The organism is Rhodoferax sp. GW822-FHT02A01, assembly GCF_038784515.1.
GTDB lineage: Bacteria > Pseudomonadota > Gammaproteobacteria > Burkholderiales > Burkholderiaceae_C > Allorhodoferax.
On sequence record NZ_CP152376.1, the window covers coordinates 1,623,701 to 1,649,724 of the forward strand.

Below are 26,024 nucleotides of genomic sequence, written 5' to 3' on the forward strand. Positions count from 1 at the left end.
ACCGCGTGACCCCCAACGCAGCCGACTACCCGCACCTTCCTACAACTTGCGGTGCTTGAGGATCTCGCGGATGCGCGTCATGCTGCGCAGGCTGCTTTGCACGTGGTTGCTGGCGGCGGCGCTGGCGGCTTTGGCATCGCGCTCGCTCAGGGCCTTGGCAATGGCCTGATGTTCCTGTAGCCCCATATCGCCGAGGTCGATCCACAACACCTCCAGCGACAGGGCCAGTTGCAGCTGTTCATAGAGCTGGTCGGCAATGCGGATGAGCGCGCTGTTGCGCGTGCTTCTGGCAATGTCCTTGTGGATCTGCAGGCCCAGTTCCAGTTCCCGGGCCGCGTCCACGGGGCCGGTGCTGTTGCTTTGCTGTAGCTCCTCCATTTCGCGCACGATCTGGCGTATTTGTTCCAGGTCGGCTTCGGTGGCACGCTCGCAGGCCAGTTCGGCGGCCTTGGCGTCTATGGTTTCGCGCACCACCAGGAGGTCGCAGATGGAGTCGATGTCCACGTCGGCCACACGGTAGCCGACATTGCGTTGGCCCACCACCAAGCCTTCTTTTTCCAGCTTCATGAGGGCTTCGCGCAGGGGGGTGCGGCTCACCCCCAGCAGTTCAGCCAGGCGACTCTCGGCCACGCGCTCGGTCGGACGCAGTTTCCCCGAAAGAATCAGCTTCTTGAGGTCGTTGTAGGTTTTTTGCCGCACCGACTGCAACTCTGGCGTGTCTTTTGCTGGCTTCATGGCGTCCCCGGCGCTTTGTGCAGTTGGGTTCAAAGGTTTTTTCACAATGCCTTGATTATGCATCCACAATTGGATACGATTTGGGATACGATTTCATATCGACGGGCAAAATCGCCGTTGCACGAAGCCGTACGTGGGTTGCCATTCGGGCGCCCACGACTTGAATCCTTTCACCAACTGGGGAATGCATATGCTGAAGAAATGTTTGGTAGTCCTGGGTATCGGATTGGCGGTTGCGACCGGCGCCATGGCGCAGGACAAGCCCACGGCCATCACGATTGCGACCGAAGGCGCGTACGAACCCTGGAACTTCACCGGTCCCAATGGCGTGCTCGAGGGGCTGGAAGTAGATCTGGCCAAGGACCTGTGTGCACGCATGAAGGTCAAGTGCACCATCGTGGCCCAAGACTGGGATGGGTTGATCCCCTCCCTCACGGCCCGCAAGTTCGACGCCATCATGGCCTCCATGATCGTGACCGAGAAGCGCCTGGGCGTCATCGCCTTCAGTGACCCCTACGCTCCTACGTCGGCGACCTTCATGGTCGAGAAGACCGGCCCGCTGGCCAACCTGCCAGGTACCGGGACCACCGTGGACCTCGGAGGCGACCCGGCCCAGGTGAAGAAGGCGCTGGAGCCCTTGGCTGCCGGCCTCAAGAACAAGGCCATCGGTACCCAGGCTGCCACGGCCAATGCCAACTTCCTGGACAAGTACCTCAAGGGCGTGGTGGAAGTGCATGAGTACAAGACCACCGAGCAACACGATCTGGACCTCAAGGCAGGCCGTATTGACGGTGTGATCGCCCAGAAGACCTCGCTGACCGGGCTACTGAACAAGCCGGACTACAAGCAATACAAGTTGGCCGGTCCGGTTCTGGTAGGCGATGTGTTCGGCAAGGGCATTGCAGTGGGACTGCGCAAGGAAGACACAGCGCTCAAGGCCATGTTCAACGAAGCCATCAAGGGCGCCAAGGCTGACGGCACCATCGACAAGCTGGCCGAGAAGTGGCTCAAGACCCGCCTCAACTGAACCTCCTGCATACCTGCAACTGGCTCTGACGGGAGAAGCGCGCCTTGGACCTCTATGAACTGTTTCTGGGCTCGGGAGGGTGGGCGCGACTGCTCTGCCAGGGCGCCCTGCTGACCGTGGCCGTGGCGGCGGTGGGCTTGCTCATAGGCGCGGCGCTGGGCATTGCGCTGGCATTCGCCCGTGTGAGCGGCGGCCTGCCGCTGCGTCTGATGGCCGATGCCTACACCACGGTGTTGCGTGGGGTGCCGGATTTGCTGGTCATCTACCTGCTGTACTTTGGCGGCAGCAGCCTGCTGTCAAGCCTGGGCAATGCAGTGGGTGCTACCGGCTTCATCGGTATGCCCAGCTTTGCCACCGGCGTGGTGGCGCTCGGGCTGGTGTCTGCCGCCTACCAGGCCGAGGTATACCGCGGCGCCTACCAGGCGCTGCCGTGGGGCGAGCTGGAGGCTGCGCGCGCCTGTGGCATGCGGCCGGCGCTGATGTTCCGCCGCGTGATCGCACCGCAAGTGCTGCGCCATGCGCTGCCCGGGCTGGCCAATGTCTGGCAACTGGTGGTCAAGGAGTCGGCGTTGATATCCGTCATCGGGCTGGTGGAGTTGATGCGGGCCTCGCAACTGGGGGCCGGCTCCACGCGGATGCCGTTCGTGTTTTACGCGGCAGCGCTGTGCCTGTATCTGGTCATCACTTCCGTCTCCGGCTATCTGTTCCTGTGGGCCGAGTCCGTCTCCTTCAAACCCTACCGGAGAGCCTGATGGACTTTGCGTTTCTCTCCGAGACCTTCACGGCCCTGCTGGCTGGTCTGCCGCTCACGCTCAATCTGGCATTGACCTCGACCGTGATCGGGTTGATCGGAGCCATGGCCCTGGCGTTGTCTCGCCAAAGCGGTGTGGCGCTGCTGGCGTATACGGCAAAGGCCTATGTGTTCGTGTTTCGCGGCACGCCGCTGCTGATCCAGATTTTCCTCATCTATTACGGGCTAGGCCAATTCCGCCCGACGCTGCAGGAGTGGGGGCTGTGGGGCGTGCTGCGGTCATCCTACTGGTGCGCCATCATTGCACTGGCCATGAACACCGCGGCCTATGGCAGCGAAATCATCCGCGGTGGCATTGCGGCCGTGCCCCATGGCGCCATCGAAGCCGCGCAGGCCTGCGGCATGGGGCCGGTCCTGCGGCTGCGCCGCATCGTCTTTCCATTGGCACTGCGCATAGCGCTGCCAGCCTACGGCAACGAGCTGATCCTGATGGTCAAGGCGACATCGCTGGCCTCGGTGATCACGCTGATGGAAATCACCGGTCTGGCCAGCAAACTGATTTCGCAGACCTACCGCTCGGTCGAGGTGTTTGCCTGCGCCGGCCTGATTTACCTGGTACTCAACTTTCTGCTCACGCGCATGGTGCATGCGCTGGAATGGAAGCTTTCCACTGAACGACGTCGCACCGCCTGACATGAGCAAACCCATAACCGACTCACTTCCTCCCGAAAAGATAAGTCTGAGCAACATCCACAAGCGCTATGGCGCAGCCGAGGTGCTCAAAGGCGTATCACTCCAGGCCAACCAGGGCGACGTGGTCGCCATCCTGGGAGCCTCGGGTTCGGGCAAATCCACACTGCTGCGCTGTGCCAACTTCCTGGAAATGCCCGATGAGGGCGAGGTACGCATCGACGGCGAGCAGGTGCAACTGCAACGGAGCAAGGACGGCCGCCGCACGGTGAGCGATGCCGCCCAGCTACAGCGCATCCGTACCCGAGCGGCCATGGTGTTCCAGAGCTTCAACCTGTGGTCCCACCGCACCGTGCTGGAAAACCTGATCGAAGCACCGGTACACGTGCAGAAGCGCCCCCGCGCCGAATGCATTGCCGAAGCCGAAGTCTTGCTGGAAAAGGTTGGCCTGGCCGCCAAACGCCATGCCTATCCAGCCAGGCTTTCGGGCGGGCAACAGCAGCGCGTGGCCATTGCCCGCGCACTGGCCATGCACCCGGAGGTGCTGCTGTTTGACGAACCCACTTCAGCGCTGGACCCCGAACTGGTAGCCGAGGTGCTGGGTGTCATGCGCGCACTGGCCGAAGAGGGACGCACCATGCTGGTGGTGACCCATGAGATGGGCTTTGCGCGCCATGTTTCCACGCGCACGGTGTTTCTGCACCAGGGGGCAGTGGAAGAACAAGGGCCGTCCGAACAGGTCTTCTCCCAGCCGCGCAGCGAACGCCTGCGCCAATTCATCCAGAGGATAGGCGGCTGACAGAACAGCCGCCCCACACAAACCACAACAACGACAGAGAGACCCTTATGCGCAATTTCGAACTTCCTGGCCGCTCGCTGGCCGCTGCCCGCCATGCCATGGCGGCCACTTCACACCCTGCTTCCACCCTGACGGCCGTCGAGATACTCAAAGCCGGTGGCAACGCCATGGACGCCGCCGTTGCCGCGTGCGCAGTCCAGTGCGTGGTAGAGGCCGGCTCCACCGGCGTGGGGGGCGACTGCTTTGCCATGTTTTCTATGGGCGACGCCACCCAGGTGCGGGCCTACAACGGCTCTGGCCGGGCACCCGCAGCTGCCACGCTGGAGGCAGCGCGCGCCGCAGGCCTGCAGGAAATCCCGCAGCACTCGCCCTGGGCCGTCACGGTTCCTGGCGCTGTGGAAGCATGGTGCCGGCTGGTTGCCGACCATGGCCGCATGCCCATGCGTGAAGTGCTGGCACCAGCCATCCGCATGGCTCGTGAGGGCTACACCATCACACCGCGCGTGGCCTATGACCTGGACGAGGCCCAGCCGCTGCTGCGCCAGGACCCCAGCACACGTGCCACCTTTCTGGTGGACGGCAAAGCCCCCACGATTGGCGACATGCAATACCAGCCGCTGCTGGCCATCACCATGGAGGCCATAGGGCATGACGGGCCGCGGGCGTTCTACCAAGGGGACATTGCACGCGACATGGTCGGCCATCTGCGCCAGCATGGCGGCTGCCACACCGAGCAGGATTTCGCCAGCGTCGCTGGTGAATATGTGGAGCCACTCAGCTATTCCTACCGGGGTCACACGGTATACGAGTGCCCACCCAACGGACAAGGCGTCATCGCGCTGATGATCCTGGGCATACTGCAGCGCTTCCCCATCAGTGGCGACCCGCTGGCCCCGGACAACTTGCACCTGGCCATAGAGGCCACGCGCCTGGCCTATGCCGCGCGGGATGCGTGGCTGGCCGAGCCCACCACGTCACGCGTACAGCCGCAATACATGCTGTCCGACACCTTGCTTGACAGCCTGGCTGCAAAAATCGATCTGAAGCAGGCCATTACCGATCTGCCGCCGTTCGTGGGGCCGGAGCACCGCGATACCGCCTACATCGCCGTGGTCGACAAGGACCGCAATGTGGTGAGCTTCATCAACTCGCTGTTCGACCACTACGGCACCGGCCTGATGGCACCGCGCAGCGGCGTGCTGTTCCACAACCGCGGCCAGGGCTTCTCGCTGAACGCGGCGCACGACAACGTGCTGGCACCGCGCAAGCGCCCCATGCACACCCTGATTCCCGGCATGGTGGCCAAGGACGGACGCATCACCATGGCCTTTGGCGTCATGGGCGGCCACTACCAGGCCATGGGCCATGCCAACCTGCTGTCACGCCTGATCGACCACGGCATGGACTTGCAGGCGGCCATGGAGCTGCCGCGCCTGTTCCCCCTGCCCGGCACCCTGCGTGTGGAAACCGAAGGGCTGCTGCTCGAAAAAGTAGGCGCTGAACTCAGCCGCCGCGGCTTTGGCATCGAGGCCTCCACATGGGCCATAGGCGGCTCGCAGGCCGTGCGCATCGACTGGGACAAAGGCACCCTGCAAGGCGGCTCGGACCATCGCAAGGATGGCATGGCGTTGGGTTATTGAGTGGAAGAGGCCATGCGGGTGGCACGGGCTGAGGACTTCAACCCCCGCAATGCCTGTCCACCACCGCCTGGATCATCTCCGCGTAATGCGCAAACGGCGGCGTCTGCATGTCCGCGCGCTTGCCCGACTCGTCGTACACCCGCACCTTGATGATGTCCTGCAGATACGGGTTGCGCTCAAACGCAGCCACCTCGTCTGCGCTCATGGGCCCGCCCTGCAGGCTCAGCGTGTGCACGGATGCGGGTGAGAGTTTGCTGAAGTAGTCCGGCCTGGTCGCGCACAGATAGCGCTTGGCGGCCACGTGGTGGCGCACGCATTCGGTCACGCGGGGCGGCAGGAAGGGCGCCAGCAAATCGCCGCCTGCATCTTCGTGGTGCCGGTCCTCCGTGTCGTCGGGCGAGTAGGTGCCGAACTCGCTGGTGAAGTGGCCTATGTCATGCAGCAGTGCGGCCACGATGACTTCGTCGGGCTGCTTGGCCTGTTCTGCAAAGCGTGCGGCCTGCAGCATGTGCTGCGACATGGTCACGGGCTCGCCCAGGTATTCCTCATCGCCGCGGCGCGCAAAGATGTCGGCCACAAAGGCGACGAAGGTGGCCGGTGTCAGCTTGGGGTTCATGCTGGCAGTCCTTGTTGTTCCAGCGCGGCCAGCGTGGAGAGCAGGCCGTCCTTGTCGGGGTAGCAACCCTGCAGCCAGCGTTTGCCGCTGCCCGAGTAGCCCTTGCGTGCGTGCAGCACGCGGGTGTTGTCCACGATGAAGCATTCGCCGGGCGACAGCTTGAAGGTCACCTCCATGGCCGTGTCGTCAATGATCTCGCCCAGGCGCCGGTAGGCTGCGTAGTAGTCGGCCATATGCTCGAAGGGCACGTCGGTGATGGCGGCGGTAGACCGGTTGTTGAAGCGGATGGCCTGCAGTTCGCCATCGGGGGCCAGCTCGATCATGGGGCGGCGCGAACGCAGGCATACGCCTGCCTCACCTGCGTATTCATAGCGCGCGCAGTACTGCGTCAGCAGCTGGAACCCGTGCGGGTTTTCTGCCTTGAGGCGCTGCGCTGCGCGAAAGCCATCGACCACCATGTTCTCGCCGCCTTCGGTCGAGTTCTCCAGGCAGTACAGGATCTGCATCGTGGGTACCGGGTCGCGGTAGGGGTTGTCGGTGTGCGCCTGCAAGCCCAGGCTGGTGTAGGCCAGGTTGTTGGGGTTGACCTCGGTGCGCACCTCGAAGTACACGCCGTAGTTGGTCTCGCGCACATAGCCAAACAAGGCCGCCACCTTCAGCAACGCACCGGGCTCCACCGGCCCACCCGTCAACTTGCCAAAGCCATAGCGGCGCACCTGGGCCAGCCAGTCGCGCAATGCGGAGGGCTGGTGCGTCACCGTGTGCATGTCACCCACGGGCACAGCGCCCATCAGGCTGCTGTCCCAAGTGGTGATGGTGTCGGACGTCCAGCCCGGCGCTTGGTGCGCGGGCCGGTCGTAGGCATGGGCCTGCAGCCACCCGAGGTCGTAGTCCACCGTCTTGCCTTCCGGTGCGAAGTGCACGGTCAGGCGATTGCCGCTAATGGCTGCCGACGCAATGCGCGTATCGGCGGGAATGTCGCGTAAGGCAATCAGGCGCTGGCCGTTGCCGGGCGCGCGGGTTTTTGCATCCCAGGCGTTGTCCCGCAACCAGATGGCATGGAACCGCCGCGCCGCGCCGTTGCTGCCCGTGAGCGTCAATACGCCGCCGTCTTCCGAAACCTGAGCTGTCATCGTCATCTTGATCCTCGTCATGGCCGGCATGGCCCGGCGGGGTGCAGTGTCCATGCTCCCATCCATAATGACAAACAATATATTCAGTGTCTGAGGAGTGGTTTCCGTTATGGCAAACAGCAACGAACGCATGGACAAGCTCCCGCTGGAGTGGGTGCGCGTATTCGAGGCCGCGGGCCGCACCGGCAACTTCACCGCAGCGGCATTGGAACTCGGGCTGACGCAAGCGGCAGTCAGCCAGCGCATCCAGAACCTGGAGCGGCGCGTGGGCGCCCGGCTGTTCACCCGCCAGGCGCGCGGCGTGACGCTCACCGTGGAGGGCGAGGCCTGGCTGCCCTACGTCAGTGCCGCCTTGCGCAGCCTGGACCGCAGCGCCGATGAGCTGTTCGGAAAGCCGTTGCAGAAGCTGGTGCTCACGGCCAGCGCATCGGTCATCCAGCTGTGGATTGCTCCCAGGCTGGCCACGCTGGACCATGGCGCACACTTCCAGCTGTCGCTCACCACCATGAACATCGAACCGGATTTCGCGAAGTCCAACGCCAGCATCGAGGTGCGCTACGGCAACGGCGGCTGGCCAGGCATGACCAGCGCGCGGCTGTACCAGGAAGTGCTGACGCCGCTGGCCGCCCCCGAGCTGCTGCGCCAGTCAACGCATTGGCAGGAGCTGCCACGCATCGCTGTCTCCGGCCCGCGCCCGGGTTGGCAGGAGTGGGCCGAACGCACCGGCGACGCCGCCCCGCCCGTGCCGCGCTGGCGCTTCGACAGCTTTGTGGCCGCACTGGCCGCAGCCCGTGCCGGGCTCGGCGTGATCCTGGGCTCCTTGCCGCTGTGCACAGCAGAACTCGCCAATGGCACGCTGGTGCGGCTGTCGGATGACACGCTCGCGCTGGAGGAGGGGTACTGGATGGCTGCGTATGAAGACCAGGTGCCTAGCCGGCAGTGGACGCAGGTGAGAGAGTGTTTGTGTCAGCCATCGAAGCACCCGCTTTACACCGGGCCTTTTGCAACGCGATGATCCGGGGGAGCTACGAAAAAGTCCTCAGCTTCGACACGTGGCCCTATGCCTGCCCGGTCCTCGTGTTATCGAAGCAGCTGGCGGCATGACCCGACCACGTGGTCGACCCGTCCAAGGTAGTGGGCTGGCAACTGCCTTCGTCGTTGATGGGCACATGCGAGTGCAGGCCATGCGGCAGTATCAGAATGCGTTGGACCGGTTGCTCGAGAAATTGATGGCATTCACCACAACTCCATCCTCCACCCCCAATCACCCGCCGCCAAACGCTCCCTAAGACCCAGCGCATTCAGAAACGCATCGTCATGCGACACCACCACCAGGGCGCCGCGGTAGCTGCGCAACATGGTCTCCAGCGCCTGGGAGGAGGAGAGGTCGAGATGATTGCTGGGTTCGTCCAGTAGCAGCAATTGCGGAGGTGGGCTGGCGTAGAGCACACAGGCCAGCGCAGCCTTCAGGCGCTCCCCGCCACTGAGCAGGCCACTGGGGGTCATGACCTTTTTGGCGTCCAGACCAAGTTGCGCCAGCCGCATGCGCATGTCGGTCTCATTTGCATTCGTGTTGGCTGCCTGGGCCTGCTCCAGCACGCTGCATTGCGGATCCAGATGGGCCAGCTGCTGGTCGAGGTACATGCAAGCGGGCGATACTTTGCAGCTGCCACGCACGGGTTGGAGCATCCCAGCCACCAGTTTGAGCAAGGTGGATTTGCCGCAGCCATTGCGGCCCAGAACGCCTACCCGCTGTTGTCCGGTCAAGACCAGGCTGATGCTCCTTGTTGCCCCGCTCACGAATGGCAACACCACCTGGTCCAGTTCGACCACGCGTCGCTGAGCCACTTGCTCAACCGGCACGGAGTGCACGGTGATGGGTGCATCGTCTTCCACCTGCTGCGCCGCATCGCGCACACGCTGGTTAAGTTGCTCGCGTGCCGCTGCATGTTGCTGGCGCAGCTTGCCCGTTGCGTGTTCGCTTCGCTCCTTCTGGCGGTCCAGCAGAATCCTGGCCTGATTGGCTTCCTTCCCATGCCGATTGCCGCGGGCCATGCGCCGCTCCTGGCGTTCCTGCTGATCGCGCATGCCTTGCTCCTGGCGCCTTCGCTCCAGTTGCTGTTCGGCACTCTGGCGTTCCTGTGTCTTGCAGTGCGCGTAAAACGTGTAGTTCCCGCCGTAGCTCCGCAGTCCCAGCGAAGACAGCTCCAGTATGCGATCCGTGGAATCCAGCAACTGCCGGTCATGGCTGATGACCAGCAGTCCGTTGGGCCAGCGCCGCAGCTGCTCGATCAATGCATGCCGATGGGGACGGTCCAGGTGGTTGCTCGGCTCGTCCAGAATGAGGTAGTCGACATCCCTCAACAGGGCGCCTGTCAAGCCAACGCACATGGACTCGCCGCCGCTCAGCATATGGGCTGGCGTGGATGCTTCGAGGTGGGCCAGACCATAGCGATCCAGTTCCTGCTTGAACCGCTGGCGGATGTCCCATTGGTCATTTACCGTATCAAAATCAACCGGGTCCGTGCCACCCGCCTCAATGCGTTCCAGTGCATCCAGCGTGCCTTGCAGACACGCGATACCCGCCACGGTGGAGTCCACTGCGGGCGTCACCTGTTGGGCGAGATAGTGCACGCTGCCCATGCGCACGCAGCGCCCCGCAGAGGGTTGCAACTGGCCGGCCAGGATGCGAGCCAGCACGGTCTTGCCCGCACCGTTGCGTCCGACTAGGCCCGTATGCCGTTGGTCAAACTGCGCGCTGAGATCGGAGAAAAGGGTTGTGCCGTCCGGGAGCACGTAAGAGGCGCCTTCCAGCGCCAGGATGGGATTCGTCATGTGTTGTTCCAAAGATGCCAAGAACTCCCCCTGCGGGTGGGGGTAGGTGGAGACTGGCCGTCATGCAGACGGCGGCATCAATGGCGCATGGGACGAATACCTCTGTGTGTTGGAAGGAGATCGCAATTATAAAAATGGCAGACGGCAGTTGTTAGGGTGAACTCCCTTGCATGAAGGGCTTCATCACTTAGCACCACTGACCCACTGCCAGATAGCCTCCCGCACGCATTTGCAAAGTCTTTTTTGGTGAGCTAGAATTCTCTTCATGAGATTTTTGTCTCATAAATGAAGCAACCCAAATCATGAAAGGAAGCATAACCATGCTACTCACTCCTGAAGAAATGGACCGCCGACTCGACGAACATTTCGACTTTGAGGCGCGCGACGACGTCGCGGGCGTTCTGCGTACTTTGACACCCGAGGTCGAGCACGACGTGGTCGGTTGGCCAACGGGACCCAGCCGCGGCCGCGAAGGCGCCCGGCCGTTCTATGAAACCCTGTTTGCCGACTTGTCGCACGGTCAAGTCAAATCGCTGCGCCGTCTGTACGGTGACGGTTTCATGGTTGACGATTCCTTGTGGAGCGGAAAGGCACCCGGTCGGCCATTCGGTCTCGACGGTGGCGACCGCCCCCTGAGTTTCCGCTTGCTGCACGTCATTGAATTCGCCGAGAACGGCCAGATCAGCCGGGAAAACGTCTGGGTCGATATGGCCGCCATTCTTCAGCAGCTACCGCAAGTGGCGGTCGCAGCATGACCGAACAAGACTTGCGCCATCAACAAAAGCAGCGCACGCGCCAGACGCTGTTGAAGGCCGCGGCCGAGTTGATGTCGAGCGGCGAGCGACCTACCCTGGAAGAAGTGGCAGCACGAGCCCAAGTCTCGCGCGCAACAGCCTATCGCTACTTTCCCAAGGTCGAAGTGCTCAACCTGGAGGCGTTGATCGATGTCGACACCCCGGATGCGCAGCAGGTGCTGGCAGGGGCTTCTGCGACGAACCCGGTCGCACGGCTCGAACGCATAGACGATGCACTGCACGCCATGACTGTGGCCAACGAGACCTCATTGCGCCTGATGCTGGCGCAGTCGCTGGAACTCAGTGCCCGCGGTGAGATTGACACACTGCTACCCGCACGCCAGAACCGCCGCACACCGCTGATCGAAGCCGCGTTGGCTCCTGTGGGTGATCGCTTCTCGCCTGCGGCGTTGAAGCATCTCAAGCACGCGCTGGCCCTGGTCATGGGACCGGAAGCCGTGATTGTTTTCAAGGACGTGCTGAGGCTCGACGATGACGAAGCACGCAAAGTCAGGCGATGGGCCATACGGGCACTGGTCGCCGCAGCTGAAAGGAATTAACCATGAAATACATTTCCAGAATTGCCCTCGGCCTGACCATTGCAGGCACAGTGTTCGCTGCCACAGCGCAAACACCCAAGCCGCCTGCCAGTCGGGTCGAGCGCGGCCATTACCTGGTCAGGGTGGCGGGCTGCAATGACTGCCACACACCGAACTACGGACCCAGCAACGGCAAGGTCGATGAAAGCCTCTGGCTCACGGGTGATGCGCTAGGTTGGCAAGGTCCCTGGGGCACGACCTACGCCACCAACCTGAGACTGCTTCTCGCGGGTATGAGCGAGCAGCAATGGGTAAGCCACGCACGCACCATGGAACCTCGCCCGCCCATGCCATGGTTCAACGTCCGCGCCATGACTGACGCGGATCTCAAGGCTATCTACGCATTCACCCGGTCACTGGGGCCGACAGGTGCGTCGGCTCCCGCGTATGTACCACCGAATGCCAAGGCGGAGGGGCCGGTAGTTCGGTTTCCCTAAACAAGCCTCCGCTGGTCAGGAGCGCTACCGGCGAAGAGAGGGCGCAACCCAAAGAGCGAGGACCCTCGTTTCAATTCCTTGTCCCGACATGTCACGTGATCAGCGCTGGTACCCGCAGAGCGCCGGAGCAATCAAAAATCGTGATCTGCTCGGGTGAAGTTCGGAAACTCTATATCGTGCTCTATCACCAGCGATTGGAGTGCCCTGTCCACCTCGCTGGGAAAGCCTTTGCGTAATCGGTCCCGGCGTAACAAATCCTCCATGTAGGTCATGAAATCAGGATCCTCCCAATGCTCCTGAAGCATGTGACCAACATGAGGAAACCGCCCCTTGACGATCGCAAAGGCAAGGCTGTCTTCAAGCATGTCACACCTCCTCTCAAAGATCCAGGTGAATGGATCGACTGTCGCTTACAGAAGATATCCATGCGCACAAAATCTTCAAGTTGCGATGAAAGAAGGCAGATATGGGAACGTGGTGAATTCCCGTCCGACAAGACGATTTCCTCTCAACCTTGCCAACAGAAGACTGGCCCGTCAAACTTGTGCTGGCGGTCCTGGTTGAACGCTCAGACCTGAGGTTCGGGCAATATGTCGAGCACAGCTTCGCTGGGGCGGCAGAGCTTGGTGCCAAGCGGTGTAACGACCACCGGGCGATTCATCAGGATGGGATGCTCAACCATGAAGTCCAGCAGTTCGTCATCTGTCCACTTCGGATCCGCCAGGGACAGCTCCGCATAGGGCGTACCTTTCTCACGCAGCAATGCGCGCACGCCAATGCCCATGGCCTTAAGCAGTTCCTGCAATTTGGCTTTGCCCGGAGGCGTCTTGAGGTATTCAATGACTTCGGGTTCGACGCCGCTGTCGCGAATCAGAGCCAGCGTGTTGCGCGACGTACCGCAGGCTGGATTGTGATAAATTGTGATCTTGCTCATCCTCTTGTTCCTCTGATGGCTGTAACAATATGGCGCTTCAATGGCCGTGCCGGTGATGAATGTCCGGGTAATGCGGATGACTGTGCGTCATGACGAGGTGCTTGTGAAGGTGGCTGTGCTTGCCGCTACCACTCCATCCAAACCCATGGGTATGTTGGTGGTGTTCATCGTGGCTGTGCTCATGCTCATGCTCCAATTCCTGGTGGACATGCTCGTGCGCGTGGTGCTCGGTAAGGTGTAGCCACACCCCGAGGGCCATCAACGCCGCTGCGATCCAGAACGCAACGCTCGTGGCTTCCGCAAAGACTATCAGAGCCACTGCCGCGCCAATGAATGGTGCGGTCGAAAAATACGCTCCCGTTCGCGCTGTTCCCAGTCCACGCAACGCAAGCACAAACAGTACAAGGCTGACGCCATAGCCCAGCAGGCCAACCACCATGGTTGCACTTACCGTGGAAAAGTCAGGCAATGTGGCACTCATGGCAAGGGCAAGCAGTGTATTTACCGCCCCGGCAATCAACCCCTTGATGCCTGCGATGAACAGAGCGTCTGACGCAGAAACCTTGCGCGTGAGATTGTTGTCGATGGCCCAGCAAAGACATGCAAGAGCGACCAGTGCGGGACCGGAAAGGCTCACTTGTGAAGCGGAATTTCCTTGCCAGCTCAATGCAATGCCGCCTGCCACAATTGCCAGCATGCCCAGCACAATGCGTCTGTCTGCGTTTTCCTTGAATACAAACCAGGCAATGACGGCCGTCAACACCGCCTCCAGATTCAAGAGGAGTGACGCAGTGGCCCCACTGGTGGACTTCAGGCCGAGCATCAGAGCTACGGGACCCAGAATACCCCCAAAGAAAACCGCTCCCAGAAACCATGGCCACTCATTGCTTCGCAGGCCCGATGGTTTGAAGCCCCCATCCCGGACAAACCGCACTACCGTCAGCCCGAACCCACTCCCCAGGTAAAGAAGACCCGCCAGCAGAACCGCAGGCATGTCACCCGTGAGCAGCTTCGCAAATGGTGTGCTCGCCCCAAACAGACCGGCGGCACCTAGTGCATAAAGGACATTTCTATTCATAGCCAGATTGTCGGCCCATCGCAGGAATCCATCGAAATGTCGCTACTTCCTGCGTGGCCAAGCTTGGGGGCACTCACGGTTAGTCCGTTTCACGGTGCATCCCCCGTCGATTGGAGTGGCGTGACGGCTTGCCCTTGGGCCAGCCACTCGAAGATGCCGCCTTCCAGGTGACAGGCATCTGCGCCCATGGCCTGCAGCGTGGCCGTCAATCCCTGGCTGATCTCGTGGCCGTGGGCGCAATACACCACGATGGGGACGTCATGTGCAATGTCATCTTTCCAGTCCAGCCACAGCGCCGGATCCCTCCATTGGGCACCGCTGATTTGCACTCCTGATGCAAAGCGCGCCTGCCCTCGTCGCACGTCCAGCAACCTGATGGGCTTCCCCTCCTTCAACTGTCGGGCCAGTTCGGTTACCGAAATGAATTGCATGGAATGCTCCTTGGTCTAGTGGGTCAGTGGATACAGCACGAGCCCGATGAGTGCGGCACTCACAACCACCACAGGCTCTTGTAGCTTCTTGAACTTCAAGAGAATGGCGATCGTGAGCAACGCCATGACGGCAGTGGGTACATCCACAATGCTGCGCTTGGCAATGACGATGACGGAGCCCGTGATGGCCCCTACCGCTGCGGCGGTTACCCCGTCCACAAAGGCCACGATGGCAGGAAGTTTGCCGTATTTCTTGAAGTACGGTGCCGGAATGATGGTGAACAGATAGCAGGGCAAGAAGGTAGCCAGCGCGGCCATGCAAGCTCCGGGGAAACCAGCAATCAAATAGCCAATGAATCCCACGGTAATGACCACCGGCCCCGGCGTGATCATGGCCACCGCCACGGCATCCACAAACTGCTTTTCATTGAGCCAATGGTGCTCGGTGACAACGCCGCCATACAGAAACGGAACGATAGCCAGTCCGGACCCGAACACGAATGCGCCAGCCTTGGCAAAGAACACGCCGATCTGGGTCAGCAAGGTCCAGTCCAGTGTCGCCATGAAGCTGCCGGTGTGAACCACGTCGACAGGCAGGACTGCAGCCAGCCCACCACCGCCCAACCGTTTGGGCGGCGCGCGCCAAAGCCATGTCACGACGCCTGCGGCCAGAAACAGCCAGGCAATTTCAGACTCCGTGACCACAGTGACCACGGCCAGTATGAGAAAGATTGCCCACAGCAACTTGTCCTTGCCAATGCTCTTGGTGGTCAGTTTGTGGGCACTGATGGCGATGATGCCGATGACTGCGGCGCCCACGCCGTAGAACACGGCCTGCATCCAGGTGAGTCCGCCAAATTGGCGATAAGTCCAACCCAGTGCAACAACCATGAAGAACGATGGCAGAACGAAGGCAAGACCGGCCAGGGTGGCTCCCACAACGCGATAGTGGACATAGCCCAGGTAGATGGCGGTTTGGGCGGCCATGGGGCCGGGAGCCAATTGCGCCAAGGCCAGGCCCTCTTTGTAGTCTGCCTCGGTTATCCAGCCACGATGCTCCACCAGGTCGCGGCGCATATAACCCACCAGCGCCACCGGGCCCCCAAAGCCCATGGTCCCCAACTTCAGGAAATACAGCACCAGTTGCCACAGCGTATAGCGCACCGATTCGCCAGGCGCATTGGAAGTCATCTCACGGCTTGCCATGGCATCTATCCTTTGGAGAAGCTCTGCAACAAACCATCAAACACCGCGCAGGCCGCTTGCAGTAGACGGTCGTCGCTTTCCTTGGAGTCGCGCATCCCTGCCAGAACGCTCTCGATACCAGCGGCTTCGGGAGGTTGCAGTCCACCGACATCCAGAAAGTGAACCAGATGGCCCATGCGCTGCAATGATGGAGTCTCCAAACCAAAGCTGGCCAGCAGAACCTCAAATGTCACCTTGGCTCCTACGTGGCTGAAGGTCGCACCGTCAAAGTCATAGCTGACCGCATCCCTGGGGCATTTTTGGGGGCTCTCCAGCCAAATGAACTTCGCCTTGGGGTCTATGAAGTTGCGAATCAACCAGGCGCTTGCCAGGCGATCAACCCAGGGGCGTTGGCGTGTGGCCCAGGTCTTGCCCTTGAACGCCTTGGCATCCAGGCGCGCTATCTGGGCTTCGATCGGGTGAGGTTCGTCCGGGGAAAGAATGCGCGCCAGTGCCAATTCCAAAGCCTGTAGGCCAGCCTCGGTTTGCTTTTGGGCTTCTGAGACAAAGAAGTCAATCTCCACGATACCGGCGAATGCCTTGCGCAACTTGCGCGCCCTCTTTGCCAGCTCGGAAGCGCTTTCTTCGTTGACCTCCAGCGCTGTGGACCGCACTTCTTCCAGCAATGCCGCGAATTCAGCGCTGCGGTCAAACATCGCCTTGAAATCAGCACCTGGCGGCTCCTCAATACGCGTGACATAAGACGTTCCGCCTGAGTCGGCAACCTCGGTGGCAACGCGTTCAAGGACTGAGCGGCAGGCCACCTGGTCTGGCATCAGGTACACACCGTCACGAAGGACGGCCGCGCCCGAGGCCTTGAGCGCACGCCAGGTCCGCATACGGGTATTCGCGTTCTCGGTGGGAAGACTGAGGATGAGTGAGAGCCAAGAAGTCATGCAACAAATGCTACATAGATGTAGTACTTATTGCAATCAAAAATTGGAATACCTATGTCTGCGGCGTGGGCGCTTAGGCGTGAAGCCGGCCCGAAAGGGCATCCCTCAGGGCAGGAAGCTCAAGAAGCGAATCGTGGACTCGATGCATAGATTCAAGTCAAAGTCGTTGAACCTACTCGCAAATGATGCCAAACGAAATCTATCCGCAGTAATATTCTCCAATAACGGAGACTCGCTGTGAAAGCCACTAAAAATAAGTACGTTTCGGTTCTTGATGTACTGATCTGCCGGGGACTTGGATATTTATTGGGCAATCAAAAACCCATGCGCATACGAACCAGCCAGTTCCTACTAGCTGCGGTACTGATGCTGGCTTGCATTGGCGTGGTCTATTTCATGCGCTTGGTAGGAATCGAGGGAATGGGCGACATAGACACGTGGGCTATGGCCTCCAGCCTCGGACTCGTAGTGATCTATGCACTGATTCGCAGTGGCATATCTTTGCGCATGGAAGATCCTTCGCTGGCCTTTATTCAAATGCTCTATGCCATAGCGTGTAATGCAGCGGCTTTCATCATTACGGGCCATGGCCGTGGAGTGGCGTTACCCATCCTATCTGTAGTGCTTATGTTTGGCATGTTTGGCTTGTCCATGCGTCAAGTAGGCTTGGTTGCCTTATATGGCATTGTTCTGTTTAGTGGTGCAACGATATATGCATTGCGGCACTTGAACACAGATGAACCCGTCGGACTATTTGTCGCCTATCTTTTCATGGTGTTCCTGGTATTGTCAGCCACTACTTTTTTAACTTGGCGACTGCAGCAAATGAGCGCCTATATGCGTAACCAGAAGAATCAAATTGCGGCGGCGTTTGACAAGATACAACAAATTGCTACTCGCGACGAACTAACTGGGACTGCCAATCGTCGCTTCATGCTGGAAAAAATGCATGATGAAGTGCAGCGCACACAACGTTCTTCCTCGCCCCTACTTTTAGCCATACTAGACATCGACTATTTCAAGCGAATCAATGACGAATACGGACATCAGGTAGGAGATCAAGCCCTACAGATGTTTACTACTGTGGTGCAAAATAATATTCGTACCAATGACACGCTGGCGCGCTGGGGAGGTGAGGAATTTATAGTCCTGCTCCCAGAAACCGAGGTATCGGTTGGCAAAGTTTGCCTCGAAAGAGTTCGTGCGAAAGTGGCGGAAATTGAGATTCCCGTGAGTGACAGTCACCTGAAAATGACTGTATCTATCGGGTTAACCCAATATTGCAACGGAGAGGCCATTGAGAAGACGTTGATACGCGCTGACACTGCGTTGTATGACGCCAAAACTCTAGGACGCAATCGGATCGTATTGGCTAACCCTTGTAATGGTTGATAGTTCCTTCAATTCGCACATGATCCACGTCCGTCTTCCACCTTGGGTACGGTGTAGAGACCAACGGATCGGCAGGGCGGCCAAAGTGGTTGAACCCGCTGTGGCTTATGGAATCAAAAGGAAAACAACATGCTATTAACTGATATCGCCGTCGAGCACACGCGGGTGTCCAAACAGAATGGGGTTCGTCAGACTTTTTTGCTGCATCCGTTTACCGATACGCAGCGGGATACGCTGGGCAAATTCGAGATCGTTCGTGACATCCGTGAGCCAGGGCTCAAAGAAGTCAAACGCTCCACCTTCGTGACGTTTCAGCAACTGGCGGAGTTGTATGCAAAAGGCGTACTCGAAGAATTCGGGTTTTCCGTTCGCATGTGTCCGGGGCCGGGTCAGGGCACGTACCCCACTGCAAATCCCGCAAAGAAGATTGTGCCAACCAGCATCAGGCCAGGCTCATCGTTCGACCTGGCTGTGCAAAAGGTGGATGTTTCAAAACCTGCCACGCGCGAATTGAGAACCGCTTTGCTTCGCACCAACGTCAAGCTCTAAGGGTGCCCGTGAACCCATCCGATGCCCATGCCGAAATCATCGCCACTTTCAAGCGGGCGGAGGCAGATGCTGATCACAAGTTCGGATTGATCAAAGCTGCTGCGCAAAAAGGGCCCAAGGCCATCCAAGCCGCCACGGATGCAGCTGCGAAGGCGGCAAAACGGAGAGACTCGTACGCAAAGAAGTTGGATGCTCTGGGATTGCACCTGAAGGATTGAGTGTGGCGCTGCCTGTTGCGGAAACCAGTCGTTAGCGACTATCCTTAACTGGCCCCAAGCGATAGCAGCAAGCGACCCTAAGCGGAATTCCGCCAAGTTGAATCCACCACCCAATAGCAGACGTGAAAAGCGAGGGGCCGCTTAGGGCCGGTGGGCGACCGAAATGCAGCGGAAGCAGTAGTTCGCCGCTTCACCTAGCGATTGATTTCAGCGGGGGCCTGGTGGAACGGGGGCTCTCACGTATCCAACACCGTTAGCCGGACTTCGGCTATGGTTCAACTGCTCACTGGAGCAAAGAACAGTCGCCTGAAACGGCCTGGTTCCCTCCAAAGGGCAGTCTTTCCGGAGTCTTCACACAGTGGAACCTAAAGCAACTCGAAGTGAGCCAGAGGTCTTTGCCGACCTAAAGGCACTTACCGCGTCACCGGGCTACGTGCACGCAGTCGCGGCCATCTGCGTGCGCGACAACCTCGTCGTTTATCTGAACGAGTTGAAGGCCAAGGACCTCCAGAAGTTTCATCAACCAGAGCATCTACTGCGGACTGAACTGACAACCGTACTGGGCTTGATGTGCCAAAACTCGTTGGACTTTACGATTCCGTCGGCAGCCGACTTGGCGAGCTATGTCTCCCGCACCGATTCGCTGTTGAAGGAATTCCACGAAGCCATCTGGGCACCAGCAGCGGCAGCATTTTCCGAGGCATTCGCGAGCGAGACGGTTGAAGACCTCGCTGAAGGGGCGTCCCTGCGGGAGGCCATCTTTTACGGCACTGAAGGCGCGCATCAATTCCAGTATCGCGATTTAGTGCCGGAAAAGTACGGGCACGACGATGCGTGGCTGGTCGCAAACAAGGGATTCACTTCCAATCAGGCGCGGCAAATTGCGCGCTGCATGTGCGATGAGACCAGCGCTCGAGGCGCTGACCTCTACAACACGGCGGCGGAATCGGGAATACAGCCAGAGACCTGGCTTTCCGTGTTCGAGTTCCGGGCAGGGGAGGTTGCGCATCGCAGTGGCGTGGCGCTAGACGTCGTTCGAGCTTTTTTCCAGGCATTCACACTGGCCGGTCGGAACGCAGGCTTCAAGGGCGTGGGGGATTTCAACGAGATTGCGGCGACCCCGCTAATTTCTACTGGCGACGAAAGCGTCTTGCTTATCAACTCTCCTTTGCTGTGCGAGGCGTTGTATGAATCGCCGTTCTACTGGATGTTTGCTGACAAGGTCTATAGGCCGACGGCGAATGCGCACCGTGGAGCGTTCACTGAGAACTTTGCGGCGCGGCGCTTGGCACTGGTCTTCGGAAGTGGGAACGTCTATACGAACGTGAATTTCCTCAAGGGAAAACAGGTCGTGGGCGAGGCCGATGTCTTGGTCACGTTTGGCGATCGCGTCGTTGTGGTTCAAGCCAAGGCGAAGAAGCTGACTCTGGAGGCTCGCAAGGGGAATGATGGCCAGCTTCAGAAGGACTTCGCGGCTGCGATTCAGGATGCATGTGACCAGGGCTGGGAATGCGCCAACTTCTTGGTGGCGGGAGCATGCCGCCTTGAGGATGCGCAGGGCAAAGAGATTGCCGTCCCGGCCGCCATCAAAGAGGTCTTCACGTTGAGCGTGGTCGCCGAGAATTACCCGGCTCTTGCCCATCAGGCTCGGCAGTATTTGAACCCGCAGAGCACCGACGTCATCATGGCACCGCTGGTGATGGATGTCTTCCTGCTCGACGTGCTCACCGAATTCCTGTTCAGCCCACTTCGATTCCTGCACTACTTGCGGATGCGTGTGGCCGTCGGAGAGAGGCTTCTGGTGAACCATGAACTCACTTCGCTGGCTATCCACTTAAGAACGAACATGGGCCCTCTAGGCGACGTGAACATGGCGATGCTGGACGATTCGTTCACCATGGACATGGATGCGGCTCTGCTGGTCCGGCGCGAAGGGCATGCCGGCGACCGCGACCCACCTGGAATCCTGACCAAGTTCAAGGGAACTCCTTTCGAGTCGGTAGTTGCCCAACTCGAAGAGCAAGCAATACCCGAGGCGATTGAGTTCTGCCTGCTGCTGCTCTCCCTAGGCGAAGATGCCGTGAGAGGATTTAACCAGGCGTATGAAGCGCTAGTGAGGAAGGGGCGTTCAGATGGGCGACGTCACGATGTCACCTTTCACTTTGGAGAGGGGCAAGCAGGGGTAACACTGCACTTCAACGCCGTGCACGACGACGATGCGATGGCGCACTTGCAAGCCCACTGCGAGGCACGAAAGTATTTGTTGCGGGCGATGCGTTGGTTCGGCGTATCAATTGGACCAGACGGTCAAATTCATACAGCGATAGCTAAAGTTTCGCCTTGGGAACAATCTGACGATATGGACAAGCTCACCGCGCAGATGGGCGATGGCCGAGATTGGCGCAACGCTTTGCACGAGTTTGCCCGCGACGCGCGCAAGTTCAAGGTGGGCCGAAATTCGCCATGCGCCTGTGGTAGCGGGAAGAAGTACAAGAAGTGCTGCCTGCAGAATGGTTGGGCTTGAGTGACTAGGGACAAAGTGCAACTTGAGTGCTGGCAGCGTACGTGCAGCAGAGTTGACCTTGAATCAGATGCCTGTCAGCGTCATCGCCCTAGGACCCGGAGGTGAGGTTCCGTTGCTCGATGGACGTCATTTATTGCGATATACCAACGGCCGCTTGCAGCCTCAAGCTGAATTTTCGACTCGGCAGAGTGCACCAGGTGGAAACGTCAAATTCACTTCCCCAAAGTCGTCATTGGCCAATGGCGGCACCTGGCCCAGTTGAGCCCAAAGCCTATACATGGAGGTCGTGCATCTGTTGCACATAGCCTGATTCTTCAATGATGACGGGATAAGTTGTCGGGTCGATCATGTGGCGAAGTCGAGACGAATAGCTTGCCTCTTCGTAATGCACTTGGCAGGATGCCTCGTCAAAGAATTTGCGCAGGTTGCTTCGAACGACCGATAGGCAATGTTCATCGCAGCCAACAGCAAAAGAAACAATGTCCATTTGGTCGGTTAGATCACGATACAAGTCAATTGCGAAAACGTTCTTGCTGTTCTTATCGGACCGGTAAACATAGACATCACCGTTTCCGACTAGCGTGCTATGAAAATACGTAGCGTGCAGGACGCGTAGATCTACCGTAATACCCAGGCCTTTTAGTACCGCTCTGAGTGCTTCGTTCTCAGAGAAATCGTTATCTCCATCGCCGAGCCAGACAACAAAGTCAGACATTGAAACGGCAAGGGAGAAGTCTCGGGCTGGAATAGTGGTCATTTTGGCTAACATATTTAATCGGCTGAATCCGAAGAACCAGTTTACCTATGACACCCGCTTCAACCGTCAATTGGATCGTAGAACGCCATGCATGGAAGCGGTCATTCGCCAAAGACTGCACCTGGCCCAACCCAGACATTTACCTCAATCCACTTCCAGACAATTTGCCACTCAATCGTTCAGTCCATGCCTGCGCCTCAGTTCCAGGACATGCTCAACGTCCGTCATCTGCGTGACGGCAAGCCGAGTGGCCTCCAGTCGCCCCACACAGAACGGAACGCGATTGACGGACATGACTTCGTCGCCGTGGTTAGCGACAGAGGGGCAAGAAATTCGAGCGGGCCCGGAACGGCTCAAATACGTCTGTAGTCCTGTTGTATCAGCCCCTCAATCCGCATCGACCACGCGTTACTAATTACCCCCCACCTCCACCCACTTCCCATCCCCCCGACTCGACTCCACCACCGCCGCAATGAACTGCATGCCGCGCAGTCCGTCTTCCACTGTGGGCACGGTGCAGGCCAGTGGGTCGGCGGGGCGGCCTTGCCAGCGGGCGTGGAGTTGTTCGGCCACGTCGCGGTAGAGCTGGGCAAAGCCTTCCAGATAGCCTTCGGGGTGGCCGGCCGGTATGCGGCTGGCGTGGGCTGCGGCGGGGCCGGCAGCGGCGCCTGCGCGCGTGAGCAGGCGCGGGGCCTCGCCCAGCGGGGTGAACCAGAGCTGGTTGGGGTTCTCCTGGTGGAACTCCAGGCCGGCCTTGCTGCCGTAGATGCGTACCTTCAGGTTGTTCTCGTTGCCCGGCGCCACCTGGCTGGACCACAGCATGCCGCGTGCGCCGTTGGCATAGCGCAGCATCACATGGGCGTTGTCATCCAGCAGCCGCCCCGGCACAAAGGTGCTGAGGTCCGCGCACACGGCGCTGAGCTGCAGCCCGCTGATGTAACGTGCCAGGTGTTCGGCATGGCTGCCGATGTCGCCCAGTGAACCACCGGCACCGGCCTGCTGCGGGTCCACGCGCCAGGCGGCCTGCTTCTGGCCGGTGGCTTCCAGGTCGGTGCTGAGCCAGTCCTGCGGGTACTCGGCCTGTACCACGCGGATATCGCCCAGCAAGCCCGCCTCTACCATCGCGCGCGCCTGGCGCACCATGGGGTAGCCGCTGTAGTTGTGCGTCAGCGCAAACAGGCAGCCGCTGGCGCGCACCTTGGCCACCAGCGCTTCTGCATCGGCCAGTGTGGAGGTCAGCGGCTTGTCACAGATCACATGGATGCCCGCGTCCAGAAAGGCGCTGGCGATCGGTGCGTGCAGGTGGTTGGGTGTGACGATGGCCACCACGTCGATGCCATCCTCGCGCTGGCTCTCGGCGCGCGCCATGGCCTGGTAGTCGGTATAGGCGCGCTCGGGCGAGATGTGCAGCTCGGCTGCGCTGCTCAGTGCGCGGTGCGGGTCGGACGAGAGCGCACCGGCCACCAGGGTGTAGCCATCATCCAGGCGCGCGGCCATGCGGTGCACGCCGCCTATGAATGCGCCCTGCCCGCCGCCCACCATGCCCAGCCGTATGCGCCGCGGTGCGCCCGCAGCCTTGCCTGCTTCAATCGCCATGCGCTTCTCCTTCAGGCAATGCCCAGCATCTTCTTGTTGGCCGCGGTGTCCACATTGCCACCGGCAAAGTCATCAAAGGCGCGTTCGGCCACGCGGATGATGTGGTCGCGGATAAAGGCGGCGCCCTCGCGTGCGCCGTCTTCGGGGTGCTTAATGCAGCACTCCCACTCCAGCACGGCCCAGCCGGGGTAGTCGTATTGCGCCAGCTTGGAGAAGATGCCCGTAAAGTCCACCTGTCCGTCGCCCAGCGAACGGAAGCGCCCGGCCCGCTGCAGCCAGGGCTGGTAGCCGCCATAAACGCCCTGCTTGCCGGTGGGGTTGAACTCGGCATCCTTGACGTGGAAGATCTTGATGCGGTCGTGGTAGTAGTCGATGTAGTCCAGGTAGTTGAGCTGCTGCAGCACAAAGTGGCTGGGGTCGTACAGCAGGCAGGCACGCTTGTGGCCTTGCACCCGGTCCAGAAACATCTCGTAGCTCACGCCGTCGTGCAGGTCTTCGCCGGGGTGCACCTCGTAGCAGACGTCCACACCCGCATGGTCAAACGCATCCAGGATCGGACGCCAGCGCTTGGCCAGTTCGTCAAACGCCGACTCGATCAGCCCGGCCGGGCGCGGCGGCCACGAGTACAGATACGGCCAGGCCAGCGCGCCCGAAAAGGTCACATGCGCCACCAGCCCCAGGTTGGCCGAGGCCTGCGCGGCCAGCATCATCTGCTCTACCGCCCACTGCTGGCGCAAGGCTGGGTTGCCGCGCACCTCGGGTGCGGCAAAACCGTCAAAGCCGGTGTCATACGCCGGATGCACTGCTACCAGCTGCCCCTGCAAGTGGGTGGAAAGCTCGGTGATCTCCAGCCCGTGTTCTGCCAGCGTACCTTTGACTTCTTCGCAGTAGGTCTTGCTCTCTGCGGCCTTTTTCAGGTCAAACAGGCGCGCATCCCAGCTGGGTATCTGCACGCCCTTGTAACCCAGGCCGGAGACCCAGCGCGCGATGGCGGGTAGGGAATTGAACGGAGCCGTGTCACCGGCAAACTGGGCCAGAAAAATGGCCGGTCCCTTGATGGTCTTCATAGGTCCCCTTCGTTCTAGTTGAAGGGCGAAGAATAGACCCAGGCCGCAGTGCCTGACAAGGTGAAAAAAGCTATGGGTGCATATGCCTTTTGGGATGCCTCAACCGCGCAACACCCTCCACCACCACAGGCCCGTCAGCGCCGCCAGTGCGCTGCTGATGGCAAAGATGGCGCCATAGCCCAAGGCCGCCAGCAGCCAGCTCGCCGCCGCATAGCTCACAGCTGCGGTCAGGGCGCGGGCACCGGATTCGGTGGCGTAGCGGATCTGGAAGAAGCTGTCGCCAAACGCCTGCTTGAGCCAGATCAGCGACGCCGGGTAAAAGAAGCCAAAGGTAAACGCATGCACCGATTGCAGGGGCACTGCACACCACAGCGCAGAACACATCGGCGTGGCCAGCCAGCGCAGCGCCGATATGCCGCAGCAAAACAGCATCATGGCCGGGGCGCTGTAACGCGCCAGCAGTGCGCCGCCCTTCCACATGGCCAGAAACTCGGCCGCCACCGGCAGCGCACACAGCAGGCCGGTCTGCAATGGGCTGTGCCCGGTGGCAAGCCAGTAGGCGCCAAACCAGGTGGTGGCCACAGCCTCGGCCAGGCGCATGACTGACACCGCCGCAGAGCCTATGACGCGGCGGCGCAAGGTGGCCGTGCCGTAGCCTTTGGGGTCGGGTTCGCGTGCCGGAGCGGTTGGCGCCGCGGCAGCGGGAGCGGTGTGTGGCGCCTCCAGCGTGTGGTCCGGCGCGCTATCACGGCTGGCGCGCGCCAAGGCCACGCAGCAGAAAAAATACACCGCGCTGCACAGCCCCAGGGCAATGGAAAACGAGCGCCCCACCCCGCCTACCGAGAACGCCGCGCCACCCAAAGACGCTGCTGCCAGAAAACCAAACGAACCCCATTTGCGCGCCCGCCCAAAGGCATGCCCCTGGCCCGCGTGCGCTAGGTCCTCCAGCATCTTGGTTTCGCACAGCGTGTAGCTGGCCGAGCCAAAGAAGAATGCCACCGGCACGCACCACGCCAGCCACTGCGGCGCCACGCTGGCGGTGCACAGGCTCAATGACACGCCCGCACCCATGAGCACAATGGTTCGGGCAAAGCCCAGCCAGTTCCACAGCGCCTTGACGAATGGCGTGGCCACAAAATAGACCAGCGTGATGACAGCCAGCGCCAACGGCGCGGCCTTGGGGTCCGCCTCCATGAGCGCGCCCGGTCCAAAGGCCGTCCACAGGCCCAGGATGGTGAAATAGGAAGCGAACGCTGCGCTCCACTGGCGGTAATGCTTCAT

At 60.4% G+C, this 26,024-nt stretch carries 27 protein-coding genes; 13 read left to right on the forward strand and 14 right to left on the reverse strand.

Features of this window, described 5'->3' with window-relative positions:
• Positions 1–39 precede the first annotated feature (39 nt).
• On the reverse strand, positions 40–735 hold the full coding sequence (locus tag AAGF34_RS07725) for a GntR family transcriptional regulator (RefSeq protein ID WP_342620032.1): 696 nt from the start codon (positions 733–735) through the stop codon (positions 40–42).
• A 190-nt stretch (positions 736–925) separates the two neighbouring features.
• On the opposite strand from AAGF34_RS07725, the gene AAGF34_RS07730 reads away from it, so the two are divergent.
• The 5 genes from AAGF34_RS07730 to AAGF34_RS07750 are packed head-to-tail and all read left to right on the forward strand — an operon-like array spanning position 926 to position 5,642.
• Positions 926–1,762, forward strand: a complete 837-nt coding sequence (locus AAGF34_RS07730; protein WP_342620033.1) for a transporter substrate-binding domain-containing protein — start codon at positions 926–928, stop codon at positions 1,760–1,762.
• Between the two features lie 44 nt (positions 1,763–1,806).
• Positions 1,807–2,514 carry an ABC transporter permease subunit gene (locus tag AAGF34_RS07735; protein ID WP_342620034.1) on the forward strand — a complete coding sequence of 236 codons (708 nt, stop codon included), beginning with the start codon at positions 1,807–1,809 and terminating at the stop codon, positions 2,512–2,514.
• Positions 2,514–3,206, forward strand: a complete 693-nt coding sequence (locus tag AAGF34_RS07740) for an ABC transporter permease (RefSeq protein WP_342620035.1) — start codon at positions 2,514–2,516, stop codon at positions 3,204–3,206. The genes AAGF34_RS07735 and AAGF34_RS07740 overlap by 1 nt, the downstream gene beginning before the upstream one ends.
• A gap of 1 nt (position 3,207) precedes the next feature.
• Positions 3,208–4,002 (forward strand): ATP-binding cassette domain-containing protein, encoded by a 795-nt coding sequence (locus AAGF34_RS07745; RefSeq protein ID WP_342620036.1) that lies wholly within the window; start codon positions 3,208–3,210, stop codon positions 4,000–4,002.
• A gap of 47 nt (positions 4,003–4,049) precedes the next feature.
• Positions 4,050–5,642 carry a gamma-glutamyltransferase family protein gene (locus AAGF34_RS07750; protein WP_342620037.1) on the forward strand — a complete coding sequence of 531 codons (1,593 nt, stop codon included), beginning with the start codon at positions 4,050–4,052 and terminating at the stop codon, positions 5,640–5,642.
• A 37-nt stretch (positions 5,643–5,679) separates the two neighbouring features.
• Here the strand turns inward: AAGF34_RS07750 and AAGF34_RS07755 are convergent, their stop codons facing one another.
• Positions 5,680–6,258, reverse strand: a complete 579-nt coding sequence (locus AAGF34_RS07755) for an HD domain-containing protein (RefSeq protein WP_342620038.1) — start codon at positions 6,256–6,258, stop codon at positions 5,680–5,682.
• The gene (locus AAGF34_RS07760) at positions 6,255–7,445 is read right to left on the reverse strand and encodes a gamma-butyrobetaine dioxygenase (RefSeq protein WP_342620039.1); all 1,191 of its coding nucleotides are present in this window, start codon (positions 7,443–7,445) and stop codon (positions 6,255–6,257) included. Before AAGF34_RS07760 ends, AAGF34_RS07755 begins: the two co-directional genes overlap by 4 nt.
• A gap of 55 nt (positions 7,446–7,500) precedes the next feature.
• Between AAGF34_RS07760 and AAGF34_RS07765 the strand changes: the two genes are divergently transcribed.
• Complete coding sequence (locus AAGF34_RS07765) at positions 7,501–8,406, forward strand: LysR family transcriptional regulator (protein ID WP_342620040.1); 906 nt, start codon at positions 7,501–7,503, stop codon at positions 8,404–8,406.
• A gap of 221 nt (positions 8,407–8,627) precedes the next feature.
• Here AAGF34_RS07765 and AAGF34_RS07770 read toward each other — a convergent pair whose 3' ends face one another.
• Entirely contained in the window at positions 8,628–10,226 is a 1,599-nt protein-coding gene (locus AAGF34_RS07770; RefSeq protein WP_342620041.1) for an ABC-F family ATP-binding cassette domain-containing protein, read from the reverse strand.
• 320 nt (positions 10,227–10,546) lie between these two features.
• On the opposite strand from AAGF34_RS07770, the gene AAGF34_RS07775 reads away from it, so the two are divergent.
• From AAGF34_RS07775 to AAGF34_RS07785, 3 genes are read left to right on the forward strand one after another with little or no spacing between them, the layout of a single operon-like run.
• Entirely contained in the window at positions 10,547–10,981 is a 435-nt protein-coding gene (locus AAGF34_RS07775) for an ester cyclase (protein ID WP_342620042.1), read from the forward strand.
• Entirely contained in the window at positions 10,978–11,580 is a 603-nt protein-coding gene (locus AAGF34_RS07780) for a TetR/AcrR family transcriptional regulator (RefSeq protein WP_342620043.1), read from the forward strand. Before AAGF34_RS07775 ends, AAGF34_RS07780 begins: the two co-directional genes overlap by 4 nt.
• A gap of 2 nt (positions 11,581–11,582) precedes the next feature.
• Positions 11,583–12,056 carry a c-type cytochrome gene (locus tag AAGF34_RS07785; protein ID WP_342620044.1) on the forward strand — a complete coding sequence of 158 codons (474 nt, stop codon included), beginning with the start codon at positions 11,583–11,585 and terminating at the stop codon, positions 12,054–12,056.
• 131 nt (positions 12,057–12,187) lie between these two features.
• Here the strand turns inward: AAGF34_RS07785 and AAGF34_RS07790 are convergent, their stop codons facing one another.
• The 6 genes from AAGF34_RS07790 to AAGF34_RS07815 all read right to left on the reverse strand — a co-directional run bounded on the left by AAGF34_RS07790 (position 12,188) and on the right by AAGF34_RS07815 (position 16,640).
• Complete coding sequence (locus AAGF34_RS07790) at positions 12,188–12,421, reverse strand: hypothetical protein (RefSeq protein WP_342620045.1); 234 nt, start codon at positions 12,419–12,421, stop codon at positions 12,188–12,190.
• Positions 12,422–12,624: 203 nt separating this feature from the next.
• Positions 12,625–12,990 carry an arsenate reductase (glutaredoxin) gene (arsC, locus tag AAGF34_RS07795; protein ID WP_342620046.1) on the reverse strand — a complete coding sequence of 122 codons (366 nt, stop codon included), beginning with the start codon at positions 12,988–12,990 and terminating at the stop codon, positions 12,625–12,627.
• Positions 12,991–13,027: 37 nt separating this feature from the next.
• A complete protein-coding gene (locus tag AAGF34_RS07800; protein ID WP_342620047.1) occupies positions 13,028–14,068 on the reverse strand; it encodes a DMT family transporter in 1,041 nt (346 codons plus the stop codon).
• An 89-nt stretch (positions 14,069–14,157) separates the two neighbouring features.
• Entirely contained in the window at positions 14,158–14,499 is a 342-nt protein-coding gene (locus AAGF34_RS07805) for a rhodanese-like domain-containing protein (RefSeq protein ID WP_342620048.1), read from the reverse strand.
• Positions 14,500–14,514: 15 nt separating this feature from the next.
• Entirely contained in the window at positions 14,515–15,705 is a 1,191-nt protein-coding gene (locus AAGF34_RS07810; RefSeq protein ID WP_342620049.1) for a chromate transporter, read from the reverse strand.
• 5 nt (positions 15,706–15,710) lie between these two features.
• Complete coding sequence (locus AAGF34_RS07815; protein WP_342620050.1) at positions 15,711–16,640, reverse strand: chromate resistance protein ChrB domain-containing protein; 930 nt, start codon at positions 16,638–16,640, stop codon at positions 15,711–15,713.
• A 237-nt stretch (positions 16,641–16,877) separates the two neighbouring features.
• Between AAGF34_RS07815 and AAGF34_RS07820 the strand changes: the two genes are divergently transcribed.
• From AAGF34_RS07820 to AAGF34_RS07835, 4 genes are all read left to right on the forward strand, one after another.
• Positions 16,878–18,032 carry a diguanylate cyclase gene (locus AAGF34_RS07820; protein WP_342620051.1) on the forward strand — a complete coding sequence of 385 codons (1,155 nt, stop codon included), beginning with the start codon at positions 16,878–16,880 and terminating at the stop codon, positions 18,030–18,032.
• Between the two features lie 129 nt (positions 18,033–18,161).
• Positions 18,162–18,581: a hypothetical protein gene (locus AAGF34_RS07825; RefSeq protein WP_342620052.1), complete on the forward strand. Its 420-nt coding sequence runs from the start codon at positions 18,162–18,164 to the stop codon at positions 18,579–18,581.
• A gap of 8 nt (positions 18,582–18,589) precedes the next feature.
• Positions 18,590–18,799, forward strand: coding sequence for a hypothetical protein (locus AAGF34_RS07830; protein ID WP_342620053.1), 210 nt, complete (start codon positions 18,590–18,592; stop codon positions 18,797–18,799).
• Between the two features lie 358 nt (positions 18,800–19,157).
• A complete protein-coding gene (locus tag AAGF34_RS07835; protein WP_342620054.1) occupies positions 19,158–21,323 on the forward strand; it encodes an SEC-C metal-binding domain-containing protein in 2,166 nt (721 codons plus the stop codon).
• Positions 21,324–21,594: 271 nt separating this feature from the next.
• Here AAGF34_RS07835 and AAGF34_RS07840 read toward each other — a convergent pair whose 3' ends face one another.
• The 4 genes from AAGF34_RS07840 to AAGF34_RS07855 all read right to left on the reverse strand — a co-directional run bounded on the left by AAGF34_RS07840 (position 21,595) and on the right by AAGF34_RS07855 (position 26,024).
• Positions 21,595–22,080, reverse strand: coding sequence for a hypothetical protein (locus AAGF34_RS07840; RefSeq protein ID WP_342620055.1), 486 nt, complete (start codon positions 22,078–22,080; stop codon positions 21,595–21,597).
• 411 nt (positions 22,081–22,491) lie between these two features.
• Positions 22,492–23,676 carry a Gfo/Idh/MocA family oxidoreductase gene (locus tag AAGF34_RS07845; RefSeq protein WP_342620056.1) on the reverse strand — a complete coding sequence of 395 codons (1,185 nt, stop codon included), beginning with the start codon at positions 23,674–23,676 and terminating at the stop codon, positions 22,492–22,494.
• Between the two features lie 11 nt (positions 23,677–23,687).
• Positions 23,688–24,743, reverse strand: coding sequence for a sugar phosphate isomerase/epimerase (locus AAGF34_RS07850; protein WP_342620057.1), 1,056 nt, complete (start codon positions 24,741–24,743; stop codon positions 23,688–23,690).
• 99 nt (positions 24,744–24,842) lie between these two features.
• On the reverse strand, positions 24,843–26,024 hold the full coding sequence (locus tag AAGF34_RS07855) for an MFS transporter (RefSeq protein ID WP_342620058.1): 1,182 nt from the start codon (positions 26,022–26,024) through the stop codon (positions 24,843–24,845).